20 protein-coding genes are annotated in these 23254 nt (G+C 63.9%); 6 read left to right on the forward strand and 14 right to left on the reverse strand.

Translation table 11 applies throughout. The features are described from left to right. The first annotated feature begins 18 nt into the window (after positions 1-18). Together gloB and clpA are read left to right on the forward strand one after the other, a co-directional pair. Positions 19-786, forward strand: a complete 768-nt coding sequence (gloB, locus tag QUV21_RS05580) for a hydroxyacylglutathione hydrolase (RefSeq protein WP_300853643.1) — start codon at positions 19-21, stop codon at positions 784-786. 159 nt (positions 787-945) lie between these two features. After that, on the forward strand, positions 946-3264 hold the full coding sequence (gene clpA, locus QUV21_RS05585; protein WP_300853644.1) for an ATP-dependent Clp protease ATP-binding subunit ClpA: 2319 nt from the start codon (positions 946-948) through the stop codon (positions 3262-3264). Between the two features lie 124 nt (positions 3265-3388). Here the strand turns inward: clpA and QUV21_RS05590 are convergent, their stop codons facing one another. The 3 genes from QUV21_RS05590 to QUV21_RS05600 all read right to left on the reverse strand — a co-directional run bounded on the left by QUV21_RS05590 (position 3389) and on the right by QUV21_RS05600 (position 6832). Continuing rightward, positions 3389-4993, reverse strand: coding sequence for a peptidoglycan -binding protein (locus QUV21_RS05590; protein WP_300853645.1), 1605 nt, complete (start codon positions 4991-4993; stop codon positions 3389-3391). A gap of 2 nt (positions 4994-4995) precedes the next feature. Continuing rightward, complete coding sequence (locus QUV21_RS05595) at positions 4996-6207, reverse strand: biopolymer transporter ExbB (protein WP_300853646.1); 1212 nt, start codon at positions 6205-6207, stop codon at positions 4996-4998. Between the two features lie 76 nt (positions 6208-6283). Then, positions 6284-6832 carry a gamma-glutamylcyclotransferase gene (locus QUV21_RS05600; protein WP_300853647.1) on the reverse strand — a complete coding sequence of 183 codons (549 nt, stop codon included), beginning with the start codon at positions 6830-6832 and terminating at the stop codon, positions 6284-6286. Positions 6833-6877: 45 nt separating this feature from the next. Here QUV21_RS05600 and QUV21_RS05605 point away from each other — a divergent pair, with 45 nt between their 5' ends. Further along, complete coding sequence (locus QUV21_RS05605; protein WP_300853648.1) at positions 6878-7882, forward strand: DUF2125 domain-containing protein; 1005 nt, start codon at positions 6878-6880, stop codon at positions 7880-7882. Here the strand turns inward: QUV21_RS05605 and QUV21_RS05610 are convergent, their stop codons facing one another. From QUV21_RS05610 to QUV21_RS05635, 6 genes are all read right to left on the reverse strand, one after another. After that, complete coding sequence (locus tag QUV21_RS05610; protein WP_300853649.1) at positions 7883-8746, reverse strand: extensin family protein; 864 nt, start codon at positions 8744-8746, stop codon at positions 7883-7885. It lies immediately after the preceding gene. 4 nt (positions 8747-8750) lie between these two features. Continuing rightward, positions 8751-9671: a prephenate/arogenate dehydrogenase family protein gene (locus QUV21_RS05615; protein ID WP_300853650.1), complete on the reverse strand. Its 921-nt coding sequence runs from the start codon at positions 9669-9671 to the stop codon at positions 8751-8753. After that, on the reverse strand, positions 9668-10753 hold the full coding sequence (gene hisC / locus QUV21_RS05620) for a histidinol-phosphate transaminase (protein WP_300853651.1): 1086 nt from the start codon (positions 10751-10753) through the stop codon (positions 9668-9670). Before hisC ends, QUV21_RS05615 begins: the two co-directional genes overlap by 4 nt. A gap of 332 nt (positions 10754-11085) precedes the next feature. After that, positions 11086-12504, reverse strand: coding sequence for a saccharopine dehydrogenase C-terminal domain-containing protein (locus tag QUV21_RS05625; protein WP_300853652.1), 1419 nt, complete (start codon positions 12502-12504; stop codon positions 11086-11088). Positions 12505-12604: 100 nt separating this feature from the next. After that, positions 12605-13225 (reverse strand): 30S ribosomal protein S4, encoded by a 621-nt coding sequence (gene rpsD, locus QUV21_RS05630; RefSeq protein ID WP_300853653.1) that lies wholly within the window; start codon positions 13223-13225, stop codon positions 12605-12607. A gap of 161 nt (positions 13226-13386) precedes the next feature. After that, positions 13387-14376, reverse strand: coding sequence for an MDR family oxidoreductase (locus QUV21_RS05635; protein WP_300853654.1), 990 nt, complete (start codon positions 14374-14376; stop codon positions 13387-13389). A 122-nt stretch (positions 14377-14498) separates the two neighbouring features. On the opposite strand from QUV21_RS05635, the gene QUV21_RS05640 reads away from it, so the two are divergent. Next, complete coding sequence (locus QUV21_RS05640) at positions 14499-15386, forward strand: NAD(P)-dependent oxidoreductase (protein ID WP_300853655.1); 888 nt, start codon at positions 14499-14501, stop codon at positions 15384-15386. A gap of 39 nt (positions 15387-15425) precedes the next feature. On the opposite strand, the gene QUV21_RS05645 is transcribed toward QUV21_RS05640, so the two are convergent. Both QUV21_RS05645 and QUV21_RS05650 read right to left on the reverse strand, forming a co-directional pair. After that, positions 15426-16148: a hypothetical protein gene (locus QUV21_RS05645; RefSeq protein ID WP_300853656.1), complete on the reverse strand. Its 723-nt coding sequence runs from the start codon at positions 16146-16148 to the stop codon at positions 15426-15428. Between the two features lie 25 nt (positions 16149-16173). Further along, a complete protein-coding gene (locus QUV21_RS05650) occupies positions 16174-18462 on the reverse strand; it encodes an adenosylcobalamin-dependent ribonucleoside-diphosphate reductase (RefSeq protein WP_300853657.1) in 2289 nt (762 codons plus the stop codon). 110 nt (positions 18463-18572) lie between these two features. On the opposite strand from QUV21_RS05650, the gene QUV21_RS05655 reads away from it, so the two are divergent. Further along, entirely contained in the window at positions 18573-19001 is a 429-nt protein-coding gene (locus QUV21_RS05655) for a DUF1489 domain-containing protein (protein ID WP_300853658.1), read from the forward strand. A 74-nt stretch (positions 19002-19075) separates the two neighbouring features. Continuing rightward, positions 19076-19945, forward strand: coding sequence for a DMT family transporter (locus tag QUV21_RS05660; RefSeq protein ID WP_300853659.1), 870 nt, complete (start codon positions 19076-19078; stop codon positions 19943-19945). Here the strand turns inward: QUV21_RS05660 and hisG are convergent. Genes hisG through hisS form a run of 3 tightly spaced genes read right to left on the reverse strand, consistent with a single transcriptional unit; the run spans position 19942 to position 23182 of the window. Further along, the gene (hisG, locus tag QUV21_RS05665; protein ID WP_300853660.1) at positions 19942-20613 is read right to left on the reverse strand and encodes an ATP phosphoribosyltransferase; all 672 of its coding nucleotides are present in this window, start codon (positions 20611-20613) and stop codon (positions 19942-19944) included. The two genes, QUV21_RS05660 and hisG, sit on opposite strands and share 4 nt — an antisense overlap. After that, positions 20610-21710, reverse strand: a complete 1101-nt coding sequence (locus QUV21_RS05670) for an ATP phosphoribosyltransferase regulatory subunit (RefSeq protein ID WP_300853661.1) — start codon at positions 21708-21710, stop codon at positions 20610-20612. Before QUV21_RS05670 ends, hisG begins: the two co-directional genes overlap by 4 nt. Next, a complete protein-coding gene (gene hisS / locus QUV21_RS05675) occupies positions 21707-23182 on the reverse strand; it encodes a histidine--tRNA ligase (protein WP_300853662.1) in 1476 nt (491 codons plus the stop codon). The genes QUV21_RS05670 and hisS overlap by 4 nt, the downstream gene beginning before the upstream one ends. Between the last annotated feature and the right edge of the window lie 72 nt (positions 23183-23254).

Genomic DNA, 23254 nt, shown 5'->3' on the forward strand with positions numbered 1-23254 from the left:
GGGATGAGACTGAAAACCATGGCACTTGAACTTGTGACGATACCCTGCCGTACGGACAATTACGCCTATCTTGTCCACGATGCGGACTCGGGTCAGACGGCGGTCATCGACGTTCCGGATGCCGCACCGATCCTGGCCGAATTGCGCGCGCGCGGGTGGGAGCTTTCGGATATCCTGATCACCCACCACCACGACGACCATATCTCGGGCGTGCAGACCCTGCGCGAGGCGACCGGGGCCATGGTCCTTGGCGCTGCCGCCGACGCCCACCGCCTGCCCCCGCTGGATTATGCCCTGACCGAGACCGCCAGTTTCGAGATCGGGGCCGAAAAGGTGCGGGTGATCGACGTTCCCGGCCACACCATCGGCCACATCGCCTTTCACTTTCCGCTGTCTGGCTATGCCTTCACCGCTGACAGCCTGATGGCCGGGGGCTGCGGGCGGCTGTTCGAAGGCACGCCCGCGCAGATGTGGCAGAGCCTGCAAAAACTGGCCGCGCTGCCGCCAGATACGCTTATCTGTTCGGGCCACGAATACACCGCCTCCAATCTGCGCTTCGCGGCAACCCTTGAACCGGGCAACGCGGCGCTTATGTTGCGTATCGAAGAGGTGGCTACAGCGCGTGCTGCTGGCAGACCCACAGTTCCGGTTCGACTTCAGACTGAACTGGATACCAACCCCTTCCTGCGGGCCGGTCTGCCCGCGCTGAAAGGTGCTGTCGGCCTCCCGGATGCCGACGCTGCCACTGTTTTTGCAGAAATCCGGGCCAGAAAAGACAGGTTTTGAGCCTTCCCTATCACAAATACCGTGATGACCGCCGGGAATAGGCGAGACGCCGAAAATACCGCTTGAAGTGCGGCCAGGAAAACCGATCTTTAAGCTTATGAGGCCACGGTTGGACAGGGCCGCAATGCCCTTCCGACCCGCAGGACAGGAGCACCCAACGTGCCTTCGTTTTCAACCACACTCGAGCAAGCCATTCACGCGGCCTTGGCCTTGGCCAATTCGCGTCGCCACGAACTCGCCACGCTGGAGCATCTGCTCCTGTCGTTGATCGATGAACCGGATGCCGCGCGGGTCATGAAGGCCTGCTCGGTCGATCTGGATGATCTTCGCAAGACCCTTACAGATTTCATCGATGACGATCTTTCTACCCTCGTCACCGATGTCGAAGGGTCCGAGGCCGTGCCGACCGCCGCCTTCCAGCGCGTCATCCAGCGCGCCGCGATCCACGTCCAGTCCTCGGGCCGGACCGAGGTGACCGGGGCCAACGTCCTTGTCGCCATCTTCGCCGAGCGCGAATCGAACGCGGCCTACTTCCTGCAGGAACAGGACATGACCCGCTACGACGCCGTCAATTTCATCGCGCATGGCGTGGCGAAAGACCCGTCCTATGGCGAGGCACGCCCGGTGCAGGGCGCGGATGAGCCGCAGGAAACCCCGAAGGCGGAAGCCGGAGAGGCGAAGGAATCCGCCCTGTCCAAGTATTGCGTGGACCTCAACACCAAGGCCCGCAAGGGCGATGTCGATCCCCTGATCGGGCGTGACGCCGAGGTTGAACGGGCGATTCAGGTGCTGTGCCGCCGCCGCAAGAACAACCCCTTGCTGGTGGGTGACCCGGGCGTGGGCAAGACCGCGATCGCCGAAGGTCTGGCCCGCAAGATCGTGAACGGAGAGACGCCCGAGGTCCTGTCGAAGGCCACGATCTACAGCCTTGATATGGGCGCGCTTCTGGCTGGCACCCGCTACCGGGGTGACTTTGAAGAACGCCTGAAGGCCGTGGTCAAGGAAATGGAAGATCACCCCGACGCGATCCTGTTCATTGACGAAATCCACACCGTCATCGGCGCCGGTGCGACCAGTGGCGGCGCGATGGATGCCTCGAACCTTTTGAAACCCGCGCTTCAGGGTGGCAAACTGCGCTGCATGGGGTCCACCACCTACAAGGAATTCCGCCAGCATTTTGAGAAGGACCGGGCGCTTTCGCGTCGGTTCCAGAAGATTGACGTGAACGAACCGTCGGTGCCGGATGCGATCAAGATCCTCATGGGACTTAAACCGCATTTCGAGGAACACCACGACCTGAAATACACCAACGACGCGATCAAGTCGGCGGTGGAACTGGCAGCGCGCTATATCCACGACCGGAAATTGCCGGACTCTGCGATCGACGTGATTGACGAGGCGGGGGCAGCGCAGCACCTGCTATCGGACAGCAAGCGCCGCAAGAGCCTTGGCGTGAAAGAGATTGAGGCCGTCGTGGCAAAGATCGCCCGTATCCCGCCCAAGACCGTTTCGAAGGATGATGCCGAAACCTTGCGTGACCTTGAGAAAACGCTGAAGCGCGTGGTCTTTGGTCAGGACAAGGCCGTCGTGGCCCTGTGTTCAGCCATCAAACTGGCCCGCGCCGGACTGCGCGAACCGGAAAAGCCGATCGGCAACTACCTCTTTGCCGGGCCGACCGGTGTCGGCAAGACCGAGGTGGCGAAACAGCTTGCGTCCTCGCTTGGGGTGGAGCTGATCCGCTTCGACATGTCGGAATACATGGAAAAGCACGCCGTTTCCCGCCTGATCGGCGCGCCCCCCGGCTATGTCGGCTTCGATCAGGGCGGTATGTTGACCGACAGCATCGACCAGCACCCGCATTGCGTCCTTCTCCTGGACGAAATGGAAAAGGCGCACCCGGATGTCTACAACATCCTGTTGCAGGTGATGGACCACGGCAAGCTGACCGACCACAACGGCCGGACAGTGGATTTCCGCAATGTTATCCTGATCATGACCTCGAACGCCGGCGCGTCGGAGATGTCGAAATCCGCCATCGGCTTCGGCCGCGAACGCCGCACGGGTGAAGATACGGCGGCAATCGAACGTACCTTCACGCCGGAATTCCGCAACCGTCTGGATGCGGTAATCAACTTCGCGCCTCTGGGCCGTGAGATCATCCTGCAAGTGGTTGAAAAGTTTGTCCTTCAGCTTGAGGCGCAACTGCTTGACCGCAACGTTCACATCGAACTTTCGCCCGAAGCCGCGCTGTGGCTGGGGGACAAGGGCTATGATGACAAGATGGGCGCGCGGCCTTTGGGCCGGGTGATTCAGGAACACATCAAGAAGCCGCTGGCCGAGGAACTTCTGTTCGGCAAGCTGGTCAAGGGTGGGGTGGTCAAGGTCAATGTAAGGGACGATGCCATCGTTCTCGACATCGAGGAACCGCAGAAAGCCCGGCTGACGGGCCAGAAGCCACCGCTTCTGACGGCGGAGTAACCCCTGCAAAACCCCCGCTTCGGCGGGGGTTTTCATTTGGATACGGGCCTTTCGGATGCCGGCCTTGGCGCATCCCGAATGCCCGCGCAGGACTTGTCTGTTCAGGGAAGCGCTGGGCTGGCCCTCAGCGCTCCGTAAGCTTCAACTCGATGCGCCGGTTCTGCGCACGGGCCTCTGGTGTATCTTCCAGGGCCACTGGCCGATATTCGCCAAAGCCCGTCGCCGCCATCCGCTCGGGCGGAAAGCCCAGATCGTCCTGCATGAAGCGCACGACGGAAAGGGCGCGCGCCTGACTGAGCGCCCAGTTGTCGCGGAACGCCCCCCCACCAGAAAGCGGAACGTTGTCGGTATGGCCATCTACCCGGATGATCCAGTCGATGCTTTCGGGGATGCTTTCGCGCACCTCGTCAAGGATGCGAACGACCCCGGCGATCTGCTCCTTGCCTTCGGGCGCAAGGTCGGCCGAAGCGGGGTTGAACAGCACCTCACTGGAAAAGACAAACCTGTCCCCGACCACCCGCACGCCTTCCCGGCCGGCAAGCAAGGTGGACAACTGGCCGAAGAATTCCGAACGGAACCGGGCAAGATCCCGGTTCTCGGCCGCCAGCCGAGCGGCTTCGGCGGCTTCCAGTTCGGCCCGGCGTCTTTGTTCGGCGGCGACCTGCGCAAGGGCCGCATTCAGTTCGGACCCCAGGCTGTCCAACTGCACCTGAGCAGCGGCATCGCGCGCGGCAGAATCGTCCAGGATCTGTTGCAAGCTGCCAAGCTGTGTGCGCAGGGCAGAGATCTGCTGGTTCAGAAGCTCTACCTCACGGGCGGCGGCCAGGGCCTTTTCCTGTTCGGCCAGAAGGGCTGTTTCGGCGGCAACAAGCGCGGCATCCCGTTCGGTGGTGCCTTGCGCAGCCTCGGTCCGTGCCGCCGCAAGAAGGGTAAGGGTGTCCTCGGCCCGCTTGCGTTCGGCCTCCAGGGCCAGGGTCATCGCGGTCAATTCGGTGTCGGCATCGGCAAGCCGCTCTCGCAGGGCAAAAAGCGCTGCGGCATCGGCAAGGCGGGCCGCTTCAGCCTCGCTGACCTTGGTTTCGGCAGCGGCCAGCGCGGCGCTCGTAGTCTCACCCTGACGGCGAAGGTCCGCCAGCAGGGCCTCAAGTGCCTCTCGCCGCGCTGCGGCAAGGCGGGCGGCTTCGGCGCTGGCGTCCACCTCCTCGCGGGCCATGGCGAGCGCAAGCGCCATCGCCTCCGCCTCGCTGACCAGCTGCGAGCGGGTTGTCTCCAGATCCTCGACCGAGGCTGTCAGGCTTGCCACATCAGACCGGGCCGCGTCGCGCTCCAGCAAGAGCGCCGCGACCTGAGCTTCGAAATCACTGATCCGGCCGGAAGCAGCGGCAAGATCTGCCTCACGCGCGGCAAGGTCGCGGCCAAGCGATGCGATCAGCGCACCCTGTCGTTCCCCCACGGCCTGCGCGGCCGCCAGACCAGAGCGCAGGGCGGAAATCTCGGTCTGAAGGTCGGTAGCACGGGCGCGCTCCAGCCCCAGCGCATTGGCCAGATCCGCGACCTGCGCGGTCAATGCGTCCAGCTCGGTGTCCTGCGTGGTGATCTGGTCGCGCAGCACGGACTGCATGACGGTGAAGATGGTCAGCACGAACATCAGCACCATCAGCAGGGTTGTCACCGCATCGACAAATCCCGGCCAGATGATCGAGCTGTCGCGGCGGCGCGCGCTACGCATGGCTACCCCCGCCCCGCCGTGCTGCGACCAAGCTGGCGTACGGCCGCCGTCAGGACGGCCATATCGGCACGAAGGTCGGCCGTGGTTTCCTGCCGCCCGGCCGACATCTCTTCCAGAATGCGCAGAAGCTGCACGTCGATCGACCGCAGGCGCATCCGGCTTTCCGCGTCGATCGCGCCACCTTCAGCAGCGCCAAAACCGGAACTGGCGGCAAGACTGCTGCTGGCGGCAAGGCCTGCGATCATTCTTTCCTGACCGTCGGCTATGCGCATCAGCGTTGCAGCCTGACCCCTTTCGGCCTCGAACTGTTCGGACAGCCGGACAAGCGCATCGGCAAGGGTCGCCATCCGGGCGTCCGTCTGCGTCCGGTTCACTTCGGACTGGGCGTAAAGCAATTGCAGCTGCTCCATCTGCCCGGCCATGTGGTCAAGCATCAGCGCCAGCGCGTTCTGGTCACCGGCCTCGCCCTCGCTTGCAAAGCCAAGGCGGGTGATCGAGGACAGCCATTCTTCCAGCTCCCGCGTGAAGCGGGCCTGCCCGTGTCCGGCGAAAAGCTCCAGCAGGCCAAGAACCAGGGATCCGGCAAGACCCAGAAGCGATGACGAAAACGCCGTCCCCATGCCGCCAAGCTGGCTTTCAAGCCCGCCCATCAGCTTGCCGAAGACATCCAGCCCGGTTTCCCCGTCCTGCGGGGCAAGCGATCGGATCGTGTCGACCACCGCCGGAACCGTGGTGGCAAGGCCCCAGAACGTGCCAAGCAGGCCAAGGAAAACCAGAAGGTTGATCAGATAGCGGGTGATGTCGCGGGCCTCGTCGATCCGCTGGACGACCGAATCCTGAATCGAGCGTGAAGACGAAGCCGAGATCGACATCCGCGCCGTCCGTGACCGCAAAAGCGTGGCAAGCGAGGCCAGAAGCCGCGGCGGCGGCGCATTTTCGGCGCCCGGGGTGCCGCGGACGAAATTCTCGATCCAGAAGACCGACTGGGCCAGAATCCAGACCTGCCAGAAGCAAGTCACCACGCCCACGAAAAAGACCGTGGCAATCAGCCCGTTCAACAGCAGGTTGGTGCTGAGGATGTCGATGATCTGGCCATGGATCAGCCATGCGCCCGCGCCCACCGTCAGGCAGACCAGCAGCATGGTAGTAATCGCCCGAATCGGTTGGCTGAAGGTGGTCGAGACCCCTGCCGCCCGTTGATCTGTCTGGGACATGTCTGCCCTCTGTTCCTGCCCTGACCCGCAGACTAGCAGGCCAGCGGCATCTGCCAAGCAAAAGGAATGTGTCTGGTCATGTCAGACGCCTGACTTGGGCGGCCAGCCATTCCAGATCGGGGTCCGCGATCCCCAGTTCCGCCAGATGCGCGGCGGTGGACCACAGATAGTCTCGGTTCGGCCCGCGCCCGCCCACAGCCCGGGCGATGATGCGCGCCTGTTCATCCATCGCCAGCCCGCCGCAATACTGCACATGATCCGGGTCGATCACATAGGTCACAGCGTCCATCGGCCCGGAATCGGTGCGCAGCGTCAGAACCGTCTCTAGATAGGCGGATGACACCAGCTCGCGTTCACGCAGGTTGGCAAGGGTGCCGCCCTCTTCACCCGGGGCCACGCGGAACGCCACCCCGGTGCAGGTGGCACCCGCAGCCCGGTCCAGTGCAAGGACAAGGCCGGGGGCGTCCGGCGTGCCGCGATGGTGGATCGACCGCATGCAGAAGCTGCGGTGCCAGCCGTCCAGCCGCGCGATGCGCCGTTCCACCACAGGAAAGCCGGGATCCCAGATCAGCGACCCATAGCCGAAGACCCAAAGTGGCGCTTGTGTGACTGGCTCTTGTTCCATCCGCCTTGTAAACACCGGTAATGACGCAATGAAAAGGCCCGCCCTATGCGCAGACTTCTGTTCCTTCTGGTTCTTGGCACAGCGATCTGGTCGGGATACTGGTTCATCGGCTCATCGGCGCTGCGCCAGGGCGCGGAACAATGGTTCGCCGATCAGTCCGCGCGCGGCATCACAGCCGAGAAGACGGCGCTTGCCGTCCGGGGATTTCCCAACCGCTTTGACCTTACGGTCGAGGGGTTGCGGCTGATTGACCCGCAGACCGGCATGGGTTGGGAAGCCCCCTTCGCCCAGATCTTCGCAATGACATGGAAGCCTTGGCACATCATCGCCGCCCTGCCGCCAGAGCAGACAGTCCGCCTGCCGGATCAAGAGATTGCCATCACTTCGGATGGCCTTCTGGCCAGCCTGCGCGCCAGACCTGCGACCGACCTTCCGCTGGCGGCGGTTGTCGTTGAAAGCGGGGCGATCCGGGCCATGTCCAGTCAGGGCTGGACGGCGGCGGTCGAAAAGGTCGTGGCCTCGGTCCGGGCGGTGGATGGGCAGGCCAGCGCCTATGACCTTGCGCTTGATGTCGCCGGGCTTGCGCCCGACCCAGCGCAGATGGCTCGTCTGACCGCGGAGACCGATCTGCCCGGCACCGTTTCGGTCATTCACTTGCTGGCACGGGCCACCCTGACCGCCCCCCTCGACCGCCACGCGGGAGAGTCGCAACCGCAGATCGCCGCGCTTGATCTGACCGAGGCGCTGGTCACATGGGGCCAGCTGTCGATCAGCGCAAAAGGCGGTATCGCCCCGGATGCCGAAGGCTTTGCCGCCGGGCGAATAGACATCGACGTGACGAATTGGGACCGCCTTGTCCAGGTTCTGGTCGCCTCGGGCGCGATCAAACCCGAACTTGCGCCCACCGTGCAGAACATGCTTGCCGCACTTGCAAACGAAGGTGGCGATCCGTCGGTTCTGAAGCTGCCTCTGGTGTTTGCGGGGGGGCGCATGTCACTGGGGCCACTGCCATTGGGTCCGGCACCCATGCTGATGACCCCGACCGGCTGATCAGCGACAGTATGCCCCACCCTTCCGGGCCGAGGTGTCAAAGTGGAAATGATCCTCATGATAGCCGTCAGACCCGGGACCGAGCGTGGTCTTGAATATCCCACAGGCTGATTTGTAGATCCGGCGCAGGGTCTGGTTGTAATTGTCCTGCACGGTCAAGACCTTGCCGTCCGTCATCACGAAGGCCGAGATATCCACTGCCCTGCCCTTGCCGTGTTCGCTGACCGGCGCGCCCTTCTTGTTGTTCCTCCCGCGGCAGACGTAATGCGCCGCGACGCGCAGTTCCGACAGATTGCCGCCAAAAGCCGGCTGCGCCACATCAGACACCCAGTTGTTCAACGCCGTTGCAACGCTGCAATCCACCGTCGCCGCCTGACTGAGCCGGACACCTGCAACCGATATCACCCGCACCGCATCCTGGACGCCGCAGCCATTCACCTTCGAACTGATCGGCGCGATCGGCTCGCCCTTGATGGTTGGCACCCCGCAGACCGCCCCGTCCATTGTCGCCGCCTCGCGCGCCTTGCGGCGTTTCTCTCTGCGGGTCGGCTCGGGGACTGCGGCGGCAATTTCGACTTTCCGGGTCGCCTGCCCCGAAGACAGGTCCAGCCCCGCCGGCGCAGATTCCGCGCGCAAGGCGGCAAGCCTTTGAACAAGCGCCTGAGGTCGCGGCTTTGGCCGCAGCGACCTTGCCAATCCCGACTCGATTGGCACCGGGGGCTCACTGACTGGGGCGGTAGCGACAGGCTCTGCCGCCACCGCGCCGCGCAGGGGGTTCACCAGAGGCCGCGGCGATTTGTCGATCTGCTGCGCTGCCGCAGCCGAGGCAAGGCACAGGATCACGGCGGCAAGACCAGTTCGCACCGGATCAGCCTTCGCTTTTGGGCCGGGCTGCACGGCCAAAGTCCGGCGCGGCGGTGTCCTGCCCGGCCTCGATGATCCCGCGGCGGATTTCCCGCGTCCGGGTGAAATACGCGTGCAGCTGTTCGCCGTCACCCATGCGGATCGCGCGTTGCAGGCTGAACAGTTCCTCGGCAAAGCGGCCAAGGATATCCAGCACCGCCTCCTTGTTGGTCAGGAACACATCGCGCCACATCGTCGGATCACTGGCGGCGATGCGGGTAAAGTCCCGAAAGCCGCTGGCGGAATACTTGATCACCTCTTGTGCCGACACCCGGCGCATGTGATCGGCCACACCAACCATGGTATAGGCGATCAGGTGCGGCGTGTGGCTGACGACGGCCAGCACCAGATCATGCCGGGCCACGTCCATTTCATCGACATTCGCGCCCATCGCTTCCAGAAACCGGCGCAATCGGGCGATCTCGACAGCATTCGTGTCGGGCAAGGGCGTCAACAGCCACCAGCGGTTCTGAAACAGCGTCGCAAAACCCGACTGCGGCCCGGAATATTCCGTCCCCGCCAAGGGATGCCCGGGGATGAAATGCACACCCGGCCCCAGATGCGGGGCCACGGCATCGACCACGGCCTGCTTGACCGACCCGACATCCGTCACCACGGCACCCGGCTTCAGATGCGGCGCGATCTCGGCGGCAATTTCGGCCATTGCCCCCACCGGAACCGCCAGCACCACCAGATCGGCACCCTGAACGGCCTCGGCCGCCGTTTCGGTCACCCGGTCACAAAACAGCTTCAGCGCCACATCCCGCGTTTCAGCCGACTTCGCATGACCCACGATCTCGCCAGCCAGCCCGCCCGCCCGCATCGCATGCGCCATGGACGAGGCGATAAGCCCAAGGCCGATCAACGCAACGCGCTGGTAGATCATTTGACCCCCTTGAACTGCGCCACGGCATGCGCAACCTGCCGGCACGATGCCTCATCCCCGATGGTAATCCGCAGACAATGCGGCAGCTTGTAACTAGCAACCCGCCGCACGATCAGCCCCTGCCCCTGCAGGAAGGCATCGCAAGCTTCCGCCTCGGCGACATTGGCAAAGCGCGCAAGGATGAAATTGGCCATCGAGGTGTCTGACGGCACACCAAGCTCGGCCAGCGCCCCGGCAAGCCAACTGCGCATGCGGGCGTTCTCGGTCCGGCATTTGGCGACAAAATCCTGATCGCGGACGGCGGCTTCGGCCACGTCAAGCTGGGTGGTCGACAGGTTGAAAGGCCCCCGGATCCGGTTCAGCACATCAATCACATGGCGCGGCCCGTAACCCCAACCGATCCGAAGACCGCCCAGCCCGTAGATCTTGGAGAAGGTCCGGGTCATCACCACGTTGTCGCGCGCATCAACCAGCGAGGCCCCGCCGTCATAGCCCTCGACATATTCGGCATAGGCCCCGTCCAGCACCAAAAGCGCCTCCGGCGGCAAGGCCTCGGCCAGCCGGGCAATCTCGGCCGCGGAAATCATCGTGCCGGTCGGGTTGTTCGGATTGGCGATGAACACCAGCTTCGTGCGCCGGTTGCAGGCCGCAAGGATCGCATCGACATCCGCCGTGCGCTCACGCTCGGCCACCTCGACCGGGGTCGCGCCTACCGCCAGAGCCGAAATGCGATACATGAGGAATCCGTGTTCGGTGAACACCACCTCATCGCGCGGGCCGGCATAGGCCTGGCAAAGGAAGGTGATGATCTCGTCCGAGCCGACGCCACAGATGATCCGTCCCGCATCAAGGCCATGCACCTCGGCAATGGCGGTGCGCAAGTCGGCATGATCGGTCACCGGGTAGCGGTGCAGGCTGTGGATCGTCCGCCCGAACGCCTCTTTCGCCTTGTCCGACGGGCCGAACGGGTTCTCGTTCGAGGAAAGCTTCACGACATTGGCCACGCCCGCCACATGCGCCTTGCCGCCCTCATAAAGGGCGATATCAAGAATGCCGGGCTGTGGTCTGATCTGGTCGCTCATCTTTGCCCCCGAAACTTGAACGGGTACTTAGCTTTCCCTTGCGCCTAAGGCCAGAGCCTTCCGCCCAGTCCGATGGTTGCCAGACCGGGTGGCTTTGCCACATGCCCTTTTTCTCGCCCTCTGCGCGCTAGCGCGCAACCGGCTCGGTCAGCGGGGGTTTCACACCCCCGCACCCCGTGGAGTATTTTTGAAAAGCGCAAATCATCTGCTCTTTTCAAAAATACTCTCTGGGGGTTTGGGGGCAGAATGCCCCCATCGGTCAAGGAGGAGCGCGCAGGCGCGACGACGCGGGGAAAGCCTTGCGCCCCGCGCTCCATTCGGCAAGCCGCCGGTCACACCGCGAGGAAATTGGTGAACTGCCACGGATCGTCTTCGTCCCGGTCCTCGGCGAAGTGGTTGATCCGGTTCTGCAAGGGCGTCCAGTCGGTATAGTGGCACTCGATCCGGCCCAGATAGGGGCGCTGGACGTCAAGGCAGCGGACATGGTCCATCTCGTCGGCTTCAACAAAACCCGCATTCGGATTTTCCGCCGCCCAGACCATGGCGGCAAGAACCGCGCTGGTCACCTGCATGCCGGTTGCATTCTGGTATGGCGCCAGTTTGCGCGCCTCTTCGCAAGACAGGCGCGAGCCATACCACATCGCCCCCTTGGCATGACCATAAAGGAGGACTCCAAGGTCATCGCCGCCGGCCACGATTTCATTCACCGTCAGAATATGCTGCGCCTCGGCCAGTTTTCCGGCGCCATTGATTTCGTGCAGGGACAGAATCGCGTCATTGCAGGGGTGATAGGCGTAATGGCAGGTCGGTCGATAGATCGCCGTCCCATCCTGCCAGACGGTGTAGTAGTCCGGGATCGACAGCGCCTCGTTGTGGGTGATGACGAAACCGTATTGCGGGCCTGAGCCGGGACACCAGCTGCGCACCCGCGTATCGGCGCCGGGGCGGTCGATCCAGATTGCATAGCCCGGGCCGTGGTCAAAGGCATGGCCACCCGGTGGCAATTTCTTTTCATGCGTTCCCCAGCCCAGTTCGGCGGGCTGATAGCCTTCGGACAGAAGGCCATCCACCGACCAGGTGTTGACGAACACGCCCGGCGGCTTGGGCCGCGCTGAAACCTGCGTGTCGCGTTCGGCGATATGGACACCCTTGACCCCAAGGCCTTGCATCAGCGTCGCCCAATCCTCACGCGTGGTCGGGTTGGCCGCAACGCCGGTATCTGCCGCCAGGCGCAGCAGCGCCTCTTTCAACAGCCAGGACACCATGCCGGGGTTCGCGCCACAGCACGACACCGCCGTCGGCCCGCCAACGTAGGCCTTGCCCAATTCGCGCACCTTTTCCCGCAGGGGATAGTTCGTCCGGTCAGCGTTCGGCAGGGGAGAGCCGAAGTAGAACCCGGGCCATGGCTCCACCACCGTATCGATGTATTGCACGCCCATTTCCTGCGCGAGTTTCATGACTTCGATCGAGTCGACGTCCACCGAAAGGTTGACGATCATCCCGCGGCCTTCTGGGAACAAGCTGTGCAGAACTTCGGCCAGATTGTCGGGGGTCAGCGCCAGTTGCAGGTGCCGCAGCCCGTGATCGCGCAGGATATGGGCGAAATCGACCGAAGGCTCGATCACTGTGAACCGCGCCCGCTCAAAGCCGATGTGGCGTTCGATCAAGGGCAGCACGCCCCGACCGATCGAGCCGAAGCCGATCATCACAAGGGCGCCATCGATATGGGCGTGGATGGATTGGTTGGTCATGGTCCTTGGGTCCCCCCGGCTAAAGAAGGGCGCGAAAGGCGCCGGAATGGAAAAAGGCCGCGCCGGGTGGCGCGGCCTTGGGTCACGATCCCGGAAGGGATCAGTTCTTGGCGTAGTATTCAACGACCAGGTTCGGTTCCATCTGCACAGGATACGGCACATCGCCCAGGCCCGGGGTGCGGACGAACTTTGCGGTCATCTTGTTGTGGTCGACTTCCAGATAATCCGGCACGTCACGTTCGGTCAGCGCGATGGCTTCCAGAATGAGGCCCATCTGGCGCGACTTTTCGCGGACCGAGATCACGTCGCCTTCCGACACGCGGTAGGAGGCAATGTTGACGCGCTTGCCGTTCACCAGCACATGGCCATGGTTCACGAACTGACGCGCAGCGAAGATCGTCGGAACCAGCTTGGCGCGGTAGACGACCGCATCCAGACGACGCTCCAACAGGCCAACCAGCATCTCGCCGGTGTCACCCTTGACGCGTTCGGCTTCGCCGTAGATCTTGCGGAACTGCTTTTCGGTCAGGTCGCCGTAATAACCCTTGAGCTTCTGCTTGGCGCGCAGCTGGGTGCCGAAGTCGGAAAGCTTGTTCTTGCGGCGCTGGCCGTGCTGGCCGGGGCCATATTCGCGCTTGTTCACCGGGGATTTCGGACGGCCCCAGATGTTTTCGCCCATACGGCGGTCAATCTTGTACTTGGCAGAGGTGCGTTTGGTCACCGCTGATCTCCTTCATAAGGTCACGAAGGGCGTTGTCCTTTCCCCGATTCCGGGGCGACAGGCGACTTCTTGCGAAGGCCACCAACACCAATGAAAAGCCCCGGACTCTCATCCGGGACTGGGCGGCTTATACAGGGCAAAGTGGCAGAGTCAACAGCCCCTCAGCCGTTCACGTCCACCACAACCCGGCCCTGCACCTCGCCCTTCAGGATCGCCGCGCCCAAGGCTGGAAGGTCGGCCAGGGTGGCCGGCCTGACCATCGCTTCCAGCTTGGCCATCGGCAGGTCGGTGACAATCCGCCCCCAGGCGCGAACGCGGTCAGCGTAGGGTTTGCTGACCGAATCGATGCCGAGGAGGTTCACGCCGCGCAAGAGGAACGGGATCACGCTGGCCGGCAACCCGGCGCCACCGGCCAGGCCCACCGCGGCAACGGAACCCCCGTAGTTCATCTGTCCCAGAACGCGCGCCAGCATCGCTCCGCCCACCGCATCCACGCATCCGGCCCAGGTCTCGGTTTCAAGGGGGCGCTTGACCGATTCCGCCAGATCGGCACGCGGCACGATCCGCGCCGCGCCAAGGTCACGCAGGTAGGCTTCGGTCTCGGGACGCCCGGTCACCGCCGCCACCTTATAGCCCAGTTGCGCAAGGATCGCGACCGCGACAGACCCCACCCCGCCCGCGGCACCGGTGACAAGCACCTCGCCCCTGGCGGGCGTCAGCCCATGCCCTTCCAGCACCATGACCGCCAGCATGGCGGTGAAACCCGCCGTCCCCACAGCCATGGCCTGCCTTGTGCTCAGTCCCGGCGGCAGCGGAACCAGCCAATCGGCCTTGACCCGCGCCTTCTGGGCATAGCCGCCCCAATGCACCTCGCCCACCCGCCAGCCGGTCAGCACCACCTTGTCGCCGGGCTTGTAGCGGGCATCGTCGGACGCCTCGACCGTGCCTGCAAAGTCGATCCCCGCCACATGCGGCCAGGTCCGCACGATCCCGCCGCCATTCGGCGACAGCGCCAGTCCGTCCTTGTAGTTCAACGTCGAATATTCGACCGCGACAGTCACTTCTCCCGAAGGCAGGGCGCTTTCGTCCAGTTCGCGGATATGGGCGACGGCGGCATCGCCTTCCTTTTCCAGCACCAAAGCGCGAAACATGACAGCTTCCTCCGTTTTCAGTTGGCCCCAGTTGCGCCCGGCCCTGCCGGGAATGTCAACCACACCCTTGCCGCAGCGGCGCATTTGCCTGACACAAGGGCCATCCCAGCAAGGAGCATCCCATGACCAGCAGCAGCGAAACCATCGGCTTCATTGGCACCGGCCTCATGGGGCATGGCATGGCGAAGAACATCGTCGAAAAGGGTTACCCCCTGACAGTCATCGCCCACAGGAACCGCACAGCGGTTGACGACCTTATCCAGCGCGGTGCTGTCGAGGCCTCGCTCGAAGACCTCGCCGCGGCATCCTCGATCATCTTTATGACCCTGCCCGGCTCGCCGCAGGTGGCCGAGGCTGTCGCGCGGATGACCCCTCACCTGCGGTCTGGAAGCGTGATCGTCGACTGTTCCACCTCTGACCCGACCGTGACCGAACGCCTTGCCACCGATCTTGCCGCCCGTGGCGTGCATTTCGCCGATGCCCCCCTGTCCCGCACGCCGAAAGAGGCGTGGGACGGCACGCTTGACTGCATGGTCGGCGCGACCGACGACATCTTCGCCCGCGTCAAACCCGTCATCGCCACATGGGCCGCCAAGATCGTGCATATCGGCGGGGTGGGCGACGGCCACCGGATGAAGCTTCTGAACAACTTCCTGTCGCTGGGCTACGCCGCGATCTACGCCGAGGCGCTGGCCCTGTCCCGCAAGGTCGGCATCCCGGTCACCACCTTCGATAGCGTGATCCGCGGCGGCCGGATGGACTGCGGCTTTTACCAGACCTTCATGGGCTACGCTTTGGAAGGCAACCGCGAGGCCCACCGCTTCACCCTGTCAAACGCCTACAAGGACCTGCGCTATCTGGAGTCGATGGCCAATGCCGCGACCGTGACCACGACCATGGCCAGCGCCGCGAAGAACAGCTTTGCGGGGGCGGTGGCGCAAGGAGGGGCGGGGCCGGAGGATTATGTGCCGCATCTGACGGATTTTGTGGGACGGGCGAATGGGGTGTAGTTCAGTAGATGGCCCCAATGATCCGCTTTAGGCGATCTTCTAGGGCCTTTTAGTGCCGGGAATCTTAAGCTGCTCCGATCCTTCGAGCATAGCGGCATAGCGATCGCCGATGAACACAATCCGAAACGATTGCGCATCGTCCTCCCCGCGCAGAATGCTAAAATCGCGACGCTCCTCACGTTGATCGTCAATTCGGCTAAAAATGTCTAAGAATGTAGCTTGAACGCTGGCAATAAAGCCGTCTCTGAGCTCGCCACGTGAACTCAAGTTATTGTCATCGAGCGGAAAGATTACTTCAATCTCGCGCTCAAAGAGTTCGCCCGCACCGAGATCAGGAAATGGAGTCAGGATTGCCGAAGATCCATCTCGGGCCCCTATCCACAGGTAAATTTGACGGGCAGGCGACTGCCCGCTGTTCCGGACGCTTACCCGGAAGTTCCACAGGCTGAGATCAGAATTTTTGGGGCCTACATGCGTGAGTCCAATATCTAGATAGGCTCTGGTTTGTGCTTCCCCAATCCGTGTTGTCTCTTTCGCCATGTCCTGTGTCGCGCGAAGCGTTAGCCAGAGGAATAAAGCGGCTACAAAGCTGAAAATGGCGACTAGCCAGTTGGCGAGGGTATCCTTTGTAGTAACTATCGCACCGTCGTGGTTCCACCAGTCCGGGAAGCCAGCCGACAAAGAAGCGAGCAGCAATGCTGCTAAAATGAGTCCAGCAACCAATCCAAAGGCAAGACCGGAAAACCAGTTATTGTCCCGCATTTACTCGAACTCCGCAAACCAACCCTCACCCGCACTTCGAATGCCCGCACGACCCGCAGACCAGACACCCCTCCACCATCCGCAGATCATAGCTGCCACAGGCCGGGCAGGACTTGCCGCGCGGGGCCTCTCCCACCCGCAGAAGTTCGGCCTTGGGGTCGGATTTCAGCCCGAGCCCCTCACCGTCGATGAAACCGATGTCGATCAGATGCCGCTCGATCACGCCGCCAATCGCGGCGAGGATCGAGGGGATGTATTTCCCCTCCATCCACGCCCCGCCGCGCGGATCGAAGACCGCTTTCAGTTCTTCCACGACAAACGAGATATCCCCGCCGCGCCGGAAGACGGCACTGATCATCCGGGTAAGCGCGACCGTCCAGGCGAAATGCTCCATATTCTTGGAGTTGATGAAAACCTCGAACGGGCGGCGATGCCCGGCGACGAAGATATCGTTGATGGTGATGTAAAGCGCGTGTTCCGATCCCGGCCACTTGACCTTGTAGGTCTGGCCTTCCAGCGCTGCCGGACGGTCCAGCGGTTCCGACAGATAGACCACCTCGGCCCCCGTCGCCCCTCCGCGCGCGGTCTCGGGCGCCTCGGCCGGCACCTTGTCGCTGGACTCGGAAACCGTCAGCACCGATCCGGTGACGTCGTTCGGCCGGTAGGTGGTGCAACCCTTGCAGCCCTGATCCCATGCGGCCATGTAGACCTCTTTGAAATCGTCAAAGCTGATGTCCACCGGGCAGTTGATCGTCTTCGAGATCGATGAATCCACCCATTTCTGCGCCGCCGCCTGCATGCGCACATGATCGAGCGGCGGCAGGGTCTGGGCGTTCACGAAATGCGGGGGCAGGGGCGCATCGCCGAACTTCTCGCGCCAGAGGCGGACGGCGTAATCGACGACTTCCTCTTCGGTCCGGCTGCCGTCCTTCTGCAACACCTTGCGGGTATAGGCATAGGCGAACACCGGCTCGATCCCGCTTGAGACGTTGCCCGCGTAAAGCGATATCGTCCCGGTCGGCGCGACCGAGGTCAGAAGCGCATTGCGGATGCCATGTTTGCGGATCGCGTCGCGGACATCGGCATCCATCGCCTGCATGGTGCCGCTGGCAAGGTAGCCTTCCGCGTCAAACAGCGGAAAGGCGCCCTTTTCCTTGGCAAGATCGACGCTTGCCAGATAGGCCGCCCGGGCAATCGCGTGCATCCAGATTTCCGTGACGCGCGCCGCTTCTTCCGACCCGTAGCGCAGGCCGACCATCAACAACGCATCGGCAAGGCCGGTGACGCCCAGCCCGATCCGCCGTTTTGCCTTTGCCTCGGCCGCCTGTTCCGGCAAGGGGAAGCGGCTGGCGTCAACCACATTGTCCATCGCCCGCACCGCCACCCGGACGAGCCGGTCAAGCGCTGCCATATCCATGCTGGAATGGGCGTCGAACGGGTCTTTCACCAGCGTCGCAAGGTTGATGCTGCCCAGCAGGCAGGCGCCATAGGGCGGCAGGGGTTGCTCGCCGCAGGGGTTGGTCGCGGCAATCGTCTCGGCGTAGCCAAGGTTGTTCGCCGCATTGATCCGGTCGATGAAGATCACCCCCGGCTCCGCGAAATCGAAGGTGTTGCGCATGATCCGGTTCCACAGGTCTCGCGCCTGCACGGTGCGATAGACCTTGCCGCCGAACACCAGTTCCCACGGGCCGTCTTCCTTGACGGCGGCCATGAAGGGATCGGTCACCAGCACCGAAAGGTTGAACATCCTCAGCCGGGCGGGGTCTTTCTTCGCCTCGATGAAGGCTTCGATGTCCGGGTGGTCGCAGCGCATCGTCGCCATCATCGCGCCCCGGCGGCTGCCCGCCGACATGATCGTGCGGCACATCGCGTCCCAGACATCCATGAACGACAGCGGCCCCGAGGCATCGGCGGCCACGCCCTTCACCTCGGCCCCGCGCGGGCGGATGGTGGAAAAGTCATAGCCGATCCCGCCGCCCTGCTGCATCGTCAGCGCGGCCTCTTTCAGCGCGGTGAAGATGCCCTCCATCGTGTCTGGGATCGTTCCCATGACAAAGCAGTTGAACAAGGTCACGCTGCGCCCGGTCCCGGCCCCGGCGGTGATCCGGCCTGCGGGCAGGAAATGGAACCCTTCCAGCGCGGCGTAGAACTCGGCTTCCCATTTTGCCGGGTCTTTCTCCACCTCGGCCAGGGCGCGGGCGATCCGCCGCCAGGTGTCTTCGACCGAGCCGTCAAGAGGTGTCCCGTCGGCCGCCTTGAAGCGATACTTCATGTCCCAGATGGCTTCGGCAATGGGAGCGTGAAATCGCGACATGGGGCGAATCTTCCTTGAAGTTGTGGATAAGGCCGGAGGAAGGCCCAAGATACGCCCCTGACCCCGCCCGGTCAACTTGAAGCCGGCGCCACAAGGTCTATGATCCCGATATGTCGCACATCAACATCCTCAAACTTTGCGTCGGGGCCACATCGGTCGAAGACCTGCTGGACTGGCAGGTCAGCCAGCGCCCGCACTGGCCAAAAGGCTGCGCTGTCCACGTCACCCGCATGTGGCCCAAACGCGAGGCCGAGGTGTTGTCTGGCGGGTCGCTTTACTGGGTGATCAAGGGTGCGATCCTTGCCCGTCAGCGGATCGTCGGGCTGGAACAGGTCAACCTTGGCGACGGCATAAGCCGCTGCGCCCTTGTGCTGGATGCAAAGGTGATCCGCACCGAAGCGGCACCCCGCCGACCGTTTCAGGGCTGGCGCTACCTTGACCCGAACGACAGCCCGCGCGATCTGCGCGAAGGCCGGGCGAAAGACGACCCCTTGCCCCCCGCGCTGGCCCAGGCGCTGGCCGAGATCGGGCTGCGGTAGGTGTTCGCCTTCCCCGGTCTCCGCCGCGCCTGAGCGGCCTTTCCTTTGCCTGGTCTACGGGGCATGAGTGGCAGATGCCGCGCCCGATGATCCTTGTCGCCCCTGTCGTATTTCTGATCCTCTGGTCAGCGGGATTTGCCATCGCCAAACTTGGCCTTGAACATGCCCAGCCGCTGACCCTGCTTGCGCTGCGCTATTCCTGCGTTCTGGTCCTGCTGGTTCCATTGGCGCTGGTTCTGCGGCCACCGATGCCCAAGACCGCCCGCGCCTGGGCCGATGTCGCAATTGTCGGCTTCCTGATCCAGGTCGTCTACTTCGGCCTGTGCTATGTCGCCTTCAAATCCGGGGTTTCCGCCGGTGGCGTTGCGATCATCGTCTGCCTGCAACCGATCCTCGTGGCCCTTGCCGCCCCCGGCTTCGTGGGCGAGACAGTCTCCCGTCGCGGCTGGATCGGCCTTGCGCTTGGCCTTGCGGGCGCCGCGTTGGTGATCCTTGGCCGGTCAGGCATTGAAGCCGAAAATGCCTTCGGCATCGCCTGCGCCGTGCTGGCACTTGCCGGAATCACCGGCGGCACGCTTTGGGAAAAGCGCTTTGGCGTGACGCATCATCCCGTCACGTCGAACCTGATCCAGTACGCGGTCGGGGCAGGGTTCACCTTGCCCGCCGCATGGGCCACCGAAAGCATGGCCATCGCGTGGAATGGCGAGTTTGTGGCGGTTCTGGCCTATCTGGTCATCGGCAATTCGCTGCTGGCGATGACGCTGTTGCTGGCGATGATCCGCGCGGGGCAGGTGGCCCGGGTCTCGGCGCTGTTCTACCTTGTTCCGGCGCTGTCCGCCCTGTTTGCCTGGCCGCTGCTGGGCGAGGCGATGCCGCCCCTTGGCTGGGCCGGGCTTGTGCTTGCCGGGCTTGGTGTGGCCCTTGTCAGCCGCACAAGAGCCTAAAGCCCCAGCCGAGCCATCAACGGCCCAAGGTCGGCCTGCGACGCGCGCGCCCGAAACAGCATCGCCTCGGACCGCAGGATCAACCCGTCCGAAAGGATCTTCAGGTGGTTCGCGCGCAACGTCTCACCCGATGAGGTGATGTCGGCAATCGCTTCGGCCGTCAGGTTCTTCACCGTGCCTTCGGTGGCCCCAAGGCTGTCAACAAGCTGGTAATCCGCCACGCCGTTCTCGGTCAGGAAGTCGCGCACCAGCCGGTGATATTTCGTGGCGATCCGCAGCCGGAAGCCATGCGCCGCCCGAAATGCCGCCGCAGCCGCGTCCAGATCGTCCAGCGTATCGACGTCGACCCAGACCGATGGCACCGCAAGGATCAGATCGGCCTGACCAAAGCCCAAGGGGGCAACCTCTGCCACCACCCGGCCCCAATCGGCCAGTTCCTCGCGCACAAGGTCGGTTCCGGTCACGCCCAGATCGATGCGCCCCGCTTCCAGTTCGCGCGGCACTTCGGAAGCGGCAAGCAGGACCAACTCCACCCCGTCGATCCCGTCAACCGCGCCGGAATATTCCCGCTCGGCCCCGGTCCGCCGCATCGCCAGACCGCGTGCGCCAAACCAGGCAAAGGTCTGCTCCATCAACCGGCCCTTGGATGGCACCCCGATCTTGATCATGACAGCCCCCTGAGCCGCGCCACCAGACCGGGCCGGATCACCCCGCCAACCGCCGGGATCGACGCGCCCTGCCCCAGCACAGCCGTCAAAGCGTCATAGCGCCCGCCCGAGGCCACCGGCGGCAGACCCGCGTCCGCGGCGTGGAAGCTGAAGACAAAGCCGTCATAGTATTCAAGGCTGGTGCGGCCGTGGCTGGCCTCGAAGGGCAAGGCGGACACGTCCACGCCCCGGGCTGACAAAGCCTCCAGCCGCGCGGCGAAACGGTCCACCGCCGGGGCGATGGCGGGCAGCATCGGGGTTATGCCGCGCAGATGCAAAAGGGCCGCCGCAGCCGGGGCTTCCAGCGTCAGAAGGTCATAAAGCATTGCCGCTTCAGGGGCCGAAATGGGCTTTGCCCCGGCATCCTCCAGCAAGGCCACCGCCCGCGCCGCGATCTCATCGGCGGAACGCAGGCCCACGAAAGTTCCCGCTTCGGCGATCAACGCCTCGGGCGTGCCTTTGGCCAGCCGTTCCAAGAGCCGCGCCCGCGCCGCAGGGATCGGAGCCCGCCCCGCAAACCGGTCAAGAAGCGCGCGAAACCGCTTGGGCCGCCAGATATGGCGCAACAGTGCAGCCCGACGGCGCGGCGTGGTGTCAAGGCCGCGAACAGCCGACATCAGGATGCCGATATCCCCGGTCGCCGGACGCAAGGCAAGGTCTGCCAGCATGGCTTGAAACAGCGCGAACACCTCGGCGTCGGCGGCTTCGGGGGCGGTGCGGTCAAAAACCTCGAACCCGACTTGCAGATATTCCGACGCGCGGTCCGATATACGGTCCTGTTTCCTGAACACCTCGCCCAGATAGCAATACCGCGCCGGTTCCGCGCCGTGGGACATATGCGCCTGCACCACCGGCACGGTAAAATCCGGGCGCAGCATCATCTCGCCGCGCAGGGGGTCATGCGTGGTGTAGGCGCGGGCGCGGATGTCTTCGCCGTAAAGGTCCAGCAGGGTTTCGGCGGGCAAGAGGATATCCGCCTCAACCGGCACGGCACCAGCGGCCACAAAGGCCGCGTGCAGCCGTTCAGCCTCGGCGCGGATGGCGGCTTTGGGGGTCATTTCTCCAGCATCTTTCGGACTTCCGCCACCAGATCGGCGCGGTCCACCAGCACCTGCGCCGGGCGGTCCTTCCATTCCTCCAGCGTGGCGCTTTCGGCGATTTTCGCGCCAAGGATCAGGTCTTTCAGGATCACCTTTCCCTCGGCCGCCTCGTTCCCGCCCTGGATGACGGCGATGGGCGACTGCCGCTTGTCGGCATATTTCAGCTGGTTGCCGAAGTTTTTCGGGTTGCCCAGATAGACCTCGGCCCGGATGCCCGCCTGCCGCAACTCACCGACCATGGCCATGTAATCCGCCATCCGGTCGCGGTCCATCACGGTGACGACGACCGGCCCTTCGCTTTCCCCTTGCGTCCGCCCCTTGGCCCGCAGCGCGGCCAGAAGACGGTCAACGCCGATGGAAACGCCCGTTGCCGGCACGTCCTGCCCGGTGAAGCGCTTAACGAGGCCGTCATAGCGCCCGCCCCCGGCGACCGAGCCGAAGTTGCGCGGACGGCCCTTTTCGTCGGTGATCTGGAAGGTGAGTTCGGCCTCATAGACCGGGCCGGTATAGTAGCCGAGGCCCCGAACGACGCCAGGGTCGATGACGATGCGGTCGGGGCCGTAGCCTTGAGCGGCAAGGAGAGAGGCGATTTGTTCAAGTTCGTCAACGCCTTCGGCGCCGATCACTGACCTGCCAACCAATTCGTGCAGTCGCGCGACAGTTTCCGCGCCACTGTCGCGCTTGGCGTTGGTGAAGCCCATCACGACTGCTGCCTGAGCTTCATTCAGCCCCGCGCCCTTGGTGAAATCGCCGCTCTCGTCCTTGCGGCCCTCGCCCAGCAGGGCGCGCACGCCCTCCGGCCCCAGTCGGTCGATCTTGTCGATGGCGCGCAGGACGATGCCGCGTTCGGCGTCTTTGTCGTCCCCGGCCAGGCCCGCGACCTCCATCACCCCATTCAAAACCTTGCGGTTGTTCACCTTCACCACATAGTCGCCACGCGGGATGCCGACCGTCTCCAGCGCATCCGCCAGCATCGCGCAGATCTCGGCATCGGCGGCAACCGACCCCGACCCCACAGTATCGGCATCGCACTGGTAGAACTGCCGGAACCGCCCCGGACCGGGCTTTTCATTCCGCCAGACCGGCCCCATCGCATAGCGCCGGTAAGGCGAGGGCAGGTCGTTGCGATACTGCGCGGCCACGCGGGCAAGGGGGGCCGTCAGGTCATAGCGCAGCGCCAGCCAGTCGGCCTCATCCTCTTGCCAGGCAAAGACGCCTTCGTTCGGGCGGTCGACGTCGGGCAGGAACTTGCCCAGCGCCTCGACCGTTTCCACGGCACTGGTTTCCAGGGGATCGAAGCCATAGCGATGATAGACCCCGGCAATCGCGTCCAGCATCGCCTTGCGCTCGGTCACTTCCGCGCCAAAATAGTCGCGGAAGCCTTTCGGCGTCTCGGCCTTCGGGCGGCGGGCGGGTTTGTCATTTGCCATGGGTGCGGACCCTTCGCTTTTCTTCGCGGCCCGTGTATCGGATGGGGCAAAGGGCGGCAAGCGCCCGAAGGG

This window comes from Tabrizicola sp., assembly GCF_030373185.1.
Classification (GTDB): domain Bacteria; phylum Pseudomonadota; class Alphaproteobacteria; order Rhodobacterales; family Rhodobacteraceae; genus Tabrizicola.

Bases quoted from the DNA above. Each gene is read 5' to 3' on its own strand.
- gloB (WP_300853643.1), top strand. From the start codon at position 19: ATGGCACTTGAACTTGTGACGATACCCTGCCGTACGGACAATTACGCC.
- QUV21_RS05590 (WP_300853645.1), bottom strand. From the start codon at position 4,993: ATGCGTAGCGCGCGCCGCCGCGACAGCTCGATCATCTGGCCGGGATTT.
- QUV21_RS05595 (WP_300853646.1), bottom strand. From the start codon at position 6,207: ATGTCCCAGACAGATCAACGGGCGGCAGGGGTCTCGACCACCTTCAGC.
- QUV21_RS05600 (WP_300853647.1), bottom strand. From the start codon at position 6,832: ATGGAACAAGAGCCAGTCACACAAGCGCCACTTTGGGTCTTCGGCTAT.
- QUV21_RS05605 (WP_300853648.1), top strand. From the start codon at position 6,878: ATGCGCAGACTTCTGTTCCTTCTGGTTCTTGGCACAGCGATCTGGTCG.
- QUV21_RS05615 (WP_300853650.1), bottom strand. From the start codon at position 9,671: ATGATCTACCAGCGCGTTGCGTTGATCGGCCTTGGGCTTATCGCCTCG.
- hisC (WP_300853651.1), bottom strand. From the start codon at position 10,753: ATGAGCGACCAGATCAGACCACAGCCCGGCATTCTTGATATCGCCCTT.
- QUV21_RS05625 (WP_300853652.1), bottom strand. From the start codon at position 12,504: ATGACCAACCAATCCATCCACGCCCATATCGATGGCGCCCTTGTGATG.
- QUV21_RS05635 (WP_300853654.1), bottom strand. From the start codon at position 14,376: ATGTTTCGCGCTTTGGTGCTGGAAAAGGAAGGCGATGCCGCCGTCGCC.
- QUV21_RS05640 (WP_300853655.1), top strand. From the start codon at position 14,499: ATGACCAGCAGCAGCGAAACCATCGGCTTCATTGGCACCGGCCTCATG.
- QUV21_RS05645 (WP_300853656.1), bottom strand. From the start codon at position 16,148: ATGCGGGACAATAACTGGTTTTCCGGTCTTGCCTTTGGATTGGTTGCT.
- QUV21_RS05650 (WP_300853657.1), bottom strand. From the start codon at position 18,462: ATGTCGCGATTTCACGCTCCCATTGCCGAAGCCATCTGGGACATGAAG.
- QUV21_RS05655 (WP_300853658.1), top strand. From the start codon at position 18,573: ATGTCGCACATCAACATCCTCAAACTTTGCGTCGGGGCCACATCGGTC.
- QUV21_RS05660 (WP_300853659.1), top strand. From the start codon at position 19,076: ATGCCGCGCCCGATGATCCTTGTCGCCCCTGTCGTATTTCTGATCCTC.
- hisG (WP_300853660.1), bottom strand. From the start codon at position 20,613: ATGATCAAGATCGGGGTGCCATCCAAGGGCCGGTTGATGGAGCAGACC.
- QUV21_RS05670 (WP_300853661.1), bottom strand. From the start codon at position 21,710: ATGACCCCCAAAGCCGCCATCCGCGCCGAGGCTGAACGGCTGCACGCG.
- hisS (WP_300853662.1), bottom strand. From the start codon at position 23,182: ATGGCAAATGACAAACCCGCCCGCCGCCCGAAGGCCGAGACGCCGAAA.